Consider the following 6,004-nt stretch of genomic DNA (forward strand, 5'->3'; position numbering starts at 1 on the left):
AATTCCAACGGCGACCACCACGCGGATCAACGATCCGATCGCGGCGGTGATCGCGGGGCGACTGGGAATTCAAGGGATGCCGATTGAATGACTGCGGGATTTCAAAAGTAGCGGATCGCCGCCAACCGTCCGGTAATGCGGGAGTGGACCGCCTGCGCCGTTCCGCTAAGAAGTCCCACGAATCCCGCCCTCCGCGCCAAACACCGGCACGCTTTACCGGCGATCAGTCGATGTTTTCGAAATCGTCAAAATCGTCTAAATCGTCGTCATCTTCATCGAGATCATCACCCGCCGTGTTGAGACCGAACTCGGCACTGATCTCATCATCAATTTCGATCTCGTAATCGTCATCGAGTTCCTCTTCGAAATCGTCGTCGAAGTCATCATCGAAGTCGTCTTCGTCGATGTCATCGAACTCGTCGATGTCATCTTCGGCGTCGTCCAAATCGTCCCCGAATCCGGGCGAAGAATCGTCATCGTCCGTTGATGGCGAATCGTCTTCCACGTCGTCATCATCATCGTCATCGTCGATAAGCAACGGGGAGACGCCCCTGGACGGCTCCAGCGATTTGGTCGGCTCCATCGTCGCGACATCAGAACTGGATTCGATTTCAGTGGTATTCGGTTGGAACGTGACAGTCATGTACGGTCAATCAGCACAGGGACGAAAAGGGGAGCGAGACGAGAAAACGCAATCAACACACTCCCTCAGACGGCGAGAGGTTAATCACTAGCGAAACGGATCGCTAATGGAACAGATCACGGGAATTTCGAACAGATCCCGCCAGATGTCAAAATGGGCCAGTCTGAGAAGCACAGTAGTTTGCTAAGTCTATTTCGCCTGGCCCGTCTTTTCAGTGCCTCATCTCGACGTTGTGCCGATCATTTTGCTAACTGATGCAATCATCACAAGTCACCCCACGCCGGAATTCTGGCATTTTCGTCATTTGAGAGTTCGCATTGCCATGGATGGTGAGTATTCGACCAGCAACCCCGCCAATCTCTCGGCGTCCGGCATACCCCGTCGAACGGGTTTCACCGCCGTCGCGACACTCTTTTTGGCAACATTGGGTTTTTCCGCGGCAATTTTTAGTGGATGCGCTCACCGCTACGGCCACATCGTCGCAAATGACGACAAAGACCTCGTCGGTAGCCACGAGGCTGGCGCGGCGACTTGGAACCCGCTGGTTGACTCCTCCGTGGCCCAGCTATTGAGCCGTTGTCCTCCGCCGCCCGAACCGGTGCCATTCGGATCGCCTTTCGCCAACGGATCGACGCCCCCCGCGATGATGGCCAGCCATCACGCCAACGGCGAAATCCAACTCAACGATCCCAACATGTTGGGTGTCCCCGGTGCCCTGGACCCGAATTGCCCACCCCAGCTAGCCACCGGGCCCGCCCGTGTTTGTTTCATCGGCATCGAAAACAAGAGTGCTGAGGAACTCGTCGACTTCAAAGACCAGCTTTACGAGAGGATCGATTCGCAAATCAACGCCGGAGAAGCCTTCCGCAGCATCAGCCGCCGGATGGTCGACGCCGCATTGATCGAAACCCGGCTGCGTCCCGACTCGCTGTTCCTGCCCGCCAACCGCGCCGCTTTTGCAGCCGCTCTCGGCCGCCAAGGAACGCCTGTTGACTACCTGCTCTACGCGACGATCACCACCGGAACGACCGAACGCAACAAATCGACACAGCGTGATTACGTGCTGACACTCGAAATGGTCAACCTGCACAGCGGCGACTACATCAAAGAATCCGCCAAGATCCGCAAGGGCTACCACAAGACGCGGGCGGGCAAATGGTGGAACTTTGGAATCTTCGACCAAGCGGACGGCTGAGCCCAACCGTTGTTGGCCTGCCAAACGGTGCTGGCATGCCAATCGGTGCTGGCATGTCAATCGGCGTTGATAGGGTTCGCCGAACCGTTTCGCCACCACGGACAATGGTGTCGAAAAGATGGGAATTTCGACAGCGACAGATTCCTCCCGCACCGTTGCATTCCCGATATGTTCACTCGCGGGAAATCGACTCCTGAAAGCGACCTTTTTCCTTCCGGCAGCCGCCGCAACGCTAACCACGTTGCTAATGTGTGGCTGCGCGGCCAAGCTCGCTTCGATCGACATGGCCCGAGACGCATTTGTCTCCGGAGACCTCGCCGCCGCCGAAACAATGCTCAGCGAAGTGGCCGAGAAGCGAGGTCGTTTTTCCGACCCTGCCAAACTCGATTTGGCCGTCGTCCAACTCGCCGCGGGCAACGTCGATGCCGCATCGGCACGCCTGCGGGCCCTACGCGACCGGTTCGATGAAACGAGCGAAGCCAATGCGATCGGCGGTGGCGGCAACCTACTGGCCGGTGCCAAAGCGGCCGGAGGCAGTGCCCTATCGATGGTCACCGATGACACCTCGCGTGTCTTCAAACCGGCCGGGTATGAAGAGGTGATGATCCGCACGATGCTCGCGATCTGTTCACTCGCCGGTGACGGTGTCGACGCGGAAAGTTACATCAACCAAGCCGCGATGCATCAAGCCAAGCTGCGGACCGTCGCCGAGGAACGACAAAAGACATTCTTTCCTGAACTTCTCGACACCACGCCACACCAGGAACTCGCATTCGCGCCGTACCTGCGGGGCGTCCTCCGCGAAGCCACCCATCACGACTTCGACGACGCCCAGCGAAACTACCGACTCGTCAGCTCGATCAAACCCGACTTCCGCCCGGCGTTTGACGATCTTGAGCGGGCGACCGTTGGTAACCACAGCCGCCCTGGGCACGGCGTCCTGTATGTATTCGCCATGGTCGGCAGGGGCCCGGTGCTCGTCCCCACCGAAGCCCCCGTCACCTCCGCCGCCGTCGCGATCGCCTCCACCTTGTTACTGCACGATGACGAGAAGGACGACGACATCACACGGCTGCCGAAGATCACCAGCGTCAAGATTCCCACCGTCGTGATACCGCCGTCTCCGATCGCGGCCGTCACCGTCGCGGGAGCTCCAATCGTCCCTTCGTCACCAACACGCGCATTCGGGCTCCTCGGCGCCACCCAATCGCTGACCGACGTCGGTGCACTCGTACAAACCCAAGCCGACGCCGAACGTCCTTGGACGATTGCGAGAAGTTTTGTTCGGCAGGCCGGTAAGGAGATGGCGGTCGGCAAAGTCCGCGAAACCCTTGGCATCACCGGCGGAGTCGGATCCCTTTTCCAATTCGCCGCCTCATCCGCATGGACGGCAACTGAAACCGCGGATACCCGGTGCTGGGGGCTGCTCCCGCGTGAGATCCAGGTATTGCGAGCGGAATTACCCGTCGGTGATCATGCCATCCGGCTCGCCCCCGTCGGCCCCGACGGATTTTCGGTCGGGCACGATTCCGAGGCATCTGTGCGAATCGACAATGGCCGCAATACGTATCTAGTGGTCGTGGCTCCGGCGCAACACGTTCACGTCGTCCAGCCTCGGCGTGAGATCAACAAAAGTTTGCAAAACTCGCAATAAGGCGCCCCCGCCCCCCATCACGATCGGTACGACACGACGTTTCACATGAAGTCATCGCGACCGGTCGGCTGACGCGGTTAAGTCTCTTCTGAGTCGGGTCCAGGCTTAATGCCGATCGCCGATCGCGCCGATACCCAACGCTGTCGGGCATTCGACTTCGACCGGCGGGGTGTCTTTTCGCAATGATAGGCTCTCCTCCGCCGGCCGTGACGGATGACCGCCCCCGCACCGGCATGAGGCCCGTGGGGCAGCATCTTCAAGACGACAATCTCCCTTGTCGTTCGTTCTTTCTTGAAAGTTGTCGATGATCGGATTTTCCCTCCAATCGCTTGATTTGCCCAAGATGAGGCTGCAAGTCGAATCCAAACTCTGCGAACTCGGATCGCTCGAGCCACGCGAGTTCCCGCTGACGCAACGCGAAGTCGTTCGCCGCGGAAAAACCTGTGCCATCTATTTCTGCCTCCACGGCCCTCGGAGCGTCAAGCTCACCGCGATCGCAGATTTCAAGACCCGTTCGATGGTGTTCTACGGCAGCGATGGGGTTCGCCGAGAAACGGTTAGCTGGGACCAACTCCGCTAACCACCGCCCCGCCGGTCAAGGGCGGGGAAAGATCGCGGTGCCCGCGGCAAGATGCCGATGGGGCACACCAAGACGTTGAAATGGCCTTGATAGAATCGAAAAATCCGGGTTTTCGTCGCTTCCTCGGTTGTCGACGATCCACTTCGGACGCTATGATTCCGCTTCCCACGAGAGGGATTCCGGCCCGCGGTGCGTTGACGACGTGCCAATATGTGCCACGATTCCCGTTAAAACAGACCTCAAACGGAGGCGATTTTCAAATGCAACGAATTCAAAACGAAGGGTTTACGAAGCGGACATGGTAAAGTTATTGGTGCGAGATCGGGAAACGATTCAAGAGGCAGTACGACGATTCCGGAAGTTAGTGGAACGTAGCGGTATCAAGAAAGAAATGCGTCGCCGCGAATTCTACGAAAAGCCGAGCGAAACCAACCGCCGAGCCCGCCTGCGAGCCGAACGCCGCAACAAACGCACCCAATTGCTGGCCCGCTAAGAAGGCCCACCGCCTTCCACAATCAGCCGCTCGCTCCCAGCCAAGAGCGACGACGGCAATGTAGAAACAAAATCCGAAGCTCGCGGTCCACCACTCACAGCTTCCCTAGGGCGTTTAGCTCAGTTGGCTAGAGCATCTCGTTTACACCGAGAGGGTCGGGGGTTCGAGTCCCTCAACGCCCATTAGATAGTTTTCCCCACACTATCTTGATCTACCGAAAGCCCCGTTTTCTTATCGAAAGCGGGGCTTTCCTCGTTTTGGCCGCCAGCGTGCAACCACGCCAGATTAACCCGAAACGGAATCTCCAATCGGTTCCAATTCTCCTGCGGCCTAACGTTAACGCTCGAACCGGCGCCCATTACATCGCGCAGCATCGACACGTGAACGCTATCTCAGCCACGCTGACCGTACGTGCAACGCCGGCTCAGAAGAGGAATGAGCCACAGAGGACACCGAGAACACAGAGGTTAGGTGCGTCTGAAGTGTCTGTGACCTCAGTGCCCTCTGTGGCAAAATCCACCACGTACACATGCAGCCCAAGCCTCCCAATCCCCGGCCAGCTCACTCCGCGTTCTTCACGCCCTACGTGATTGCCGGATTGAAAGTACGCCTATGCGGCCAGGATCCAGATTTTAAATCAAGTCCGCCAACCCACTCGATACCGTTGTAGACAATCACACTCCGCCTCAATCCGATCCGAGACGCCGTTTGTTTAAAGCAGCAGCGAGCGTAGACTGCCAGGCAACGAACAATCTAATTCGGACTCGATCGCTTCGATTCCAGCAACTGTCACGGGGTCGCGAAAATGCGGACGCGCGGCACGTTTCGGTTGGACTTCAGTCGCGTAGAGTTCAGATAGGGTTGCGATCCAGTTCAATGTTGACCAGCCCATTGTCGGGGAACGCCAGCGTCACCGAGGATGCACGGTGGACGCGTGACGGTCATCTTACTTCAATCGCGTGCTTCGGTGCACGTCGTGGTTCTCCGCCGTCTGGCTTCAGGAATGTGTGTCACGAGGAATCACCGGATCGCGACCGCGCATTTGCGAATACACTTGCCACGGCTAGCACAGTTCCCGCGATGAAGCCACCGAACCCGCCTTGCGTCACTCCCAAGCCTATACCGACAGAAAGCTCATCTAAACGCTGCGGCTGAACATTAGGAAACATGGCACGGTAGTACGCTGGATGATACGTCCCCATCAGGTAACCAATCGCAGCACCGCCCAAGCAGCCAAGAATCGTAAGTATCACGACGAACGCGATTGGTGTTTTGAGTTGGGCGAAGTCTGGCATGGCAATCAGTTCACGTCACGCAGTGAATCGGTCAGCAATTGTCGGAGATTGGCTCGCGTCACCGACGCCTCGGACATTGAGCATCCCTTCCTGAAAACGCACCACCGGTCTTCCGTGTGCAAGCGATGGTTCAAGTAAGCCGCT

6 protein-coding genes and 1 tRNA gene are annotated in these 6,004 nt (G+C 57.9%); 5 read left to right on the forward strand and 2 right to left on the reverse strand.

Annotation, left to right across the window (positions count from 1 at the left end):
- Positions 1 to 223: 223 nt before the first annotated feature.
- Positions 224 to 643 (reverse strand): hypothetical protein, encoded by a 420-nt coding sequence (locus NB063_RS17920; protein ID WP_250930122.1) that lies wholly within the window; start codon positions 641 to 643, stop codon positions 224 to 226.
- Between the two features lie 322 nt (positions 644 to 965).
- On the opposite strand from NB063_RS17920, the gene NB063_RS17925 reads away from it, so the two are divergent.
- The 5 genes from NB063_RS17925 (at position 966) to NB063_RS17945 (ending at position 4,747) form a co-directional block, all read left to right on the forward strand.
- Complete coding sequence (locus NB063_RS17925; RefSeq protein WP_250930123.1) at positions 966 to 1,838, forward strand: penicillin-binding protein activator LpoB; 873 nt, start codon at positions 966 to 968, stop codon at positions 1,836 to 1,838.
- A 118-nt stretch (positions 1,839 to 1,956) separates the two neighbouring features.
- Positions 1,957 to 3,492, forward strand: a complete 1,536-nt coding sequence (locus NB063_RS17930) for a tetratricopeptide repeat protein (protein WP_250930124.1) — start codon at positions 1,957 to 1,959, stop codon at positions 3,490 to 3,492.
- Positions 3,493 to 3,796: 304 nt separating this feature from the next.
- A complete protein-coding gene (locus NB063_RS17935; protein ID WP_250930125.1) occupies positions 3,797 to 4,072 on the forward strand; it encodes a hypothetical protein in 276 nt (91 codons plus the stop codon).
- A gap of 298 nt (positions 4,073 to 4,370) precedes the next feature.
- Entirely contained in the window at positions 4,371 to 4,565 is a 195-nt protein-coding gene (gene rpsU, locus NB063_RS17940; protein WP_044256699.1) for a 30S ribosomal protein S21, read from the forward strand.
- A 108-nt stretch (positions 4,566 to 4,673) separates the two neighbouring features.
- A tRNA-Val gene (locus NB063_RS17945) sits at positions 4,674 to 4,747 on the forward strand.
- A gap of 828 nt (positions 4,748 to 5,575) precedes the next feature.
- Here the strand turns inward: NB063_RS17945 and NB063_RS17950 are convergent.
- The gene (locus tag NB063_RS17950) at positions 5,576 to 5,860 is read right to left on the reverse strand and encodes a hypothetical protein (protein ID WP_250930126.1); all 285 of its coding nucleotides are present in this window, start codon (positions 5,858 to 5,860) and stop codon (positions 5,576 to 5,578) included.
- Positions 5,861 to 6,004 lie beyond the last annotated feature (144 nt).

Origin of the sequence: Aporhodopirellula aestuarii, from assembly GCF_023701485.1 — a bacterium.
In the GTDB taxonomy this organism is placed as follows: domain Bacteria; phylum Planctomycetota; class Planctomycetia; order Pirellulales; family Pirellulaceae; genus Rhodopirellula; species Rhodopirellula aestuarii.

Coding starts and splice junctions, on each gene's coding strand:
- NB063_RS17920 (WP_250930122.1), bottom strand. CDS start 643: ATGACTGTCACGTTCCAACCGAATACCACTGAAATCGAATCCAGTTCT.
- NB063_RS17925 (WP_250930123.1), top strand. CDS start 966: ATGGATGGTGAGTATTCGACCAGCAACCCCGCCAATCTCTCGGCGTCC.
- NB063_RS17930 (WP_250930124.1), top strand. CDS start 1,957: ATGGGAATTTCGACAGCGACAGATTCCTCCCGCACCGTTGCATTCCCG.
- NB063_RS17935 (WP_250930125.1), top strand. CDS start 3,797: ATGATCGGATTTTCCCTCCAATCGCTTGATTTGCCCAAGATGAGGCTG.
- rpsU (WP_044256699.1), top strand. CDS start 4,371: ATGGTAAAGTTATTGGTGCGAGATCGGGAAACGATTCAAGAGGCAGTA.
- NB063_RS17950 (WP_250930126.1), bottom strand. CDS start 5,860: ATGCCAGACTTCGCCCAACTCAAAACACCAATCGCGTTCGTCGTGATA.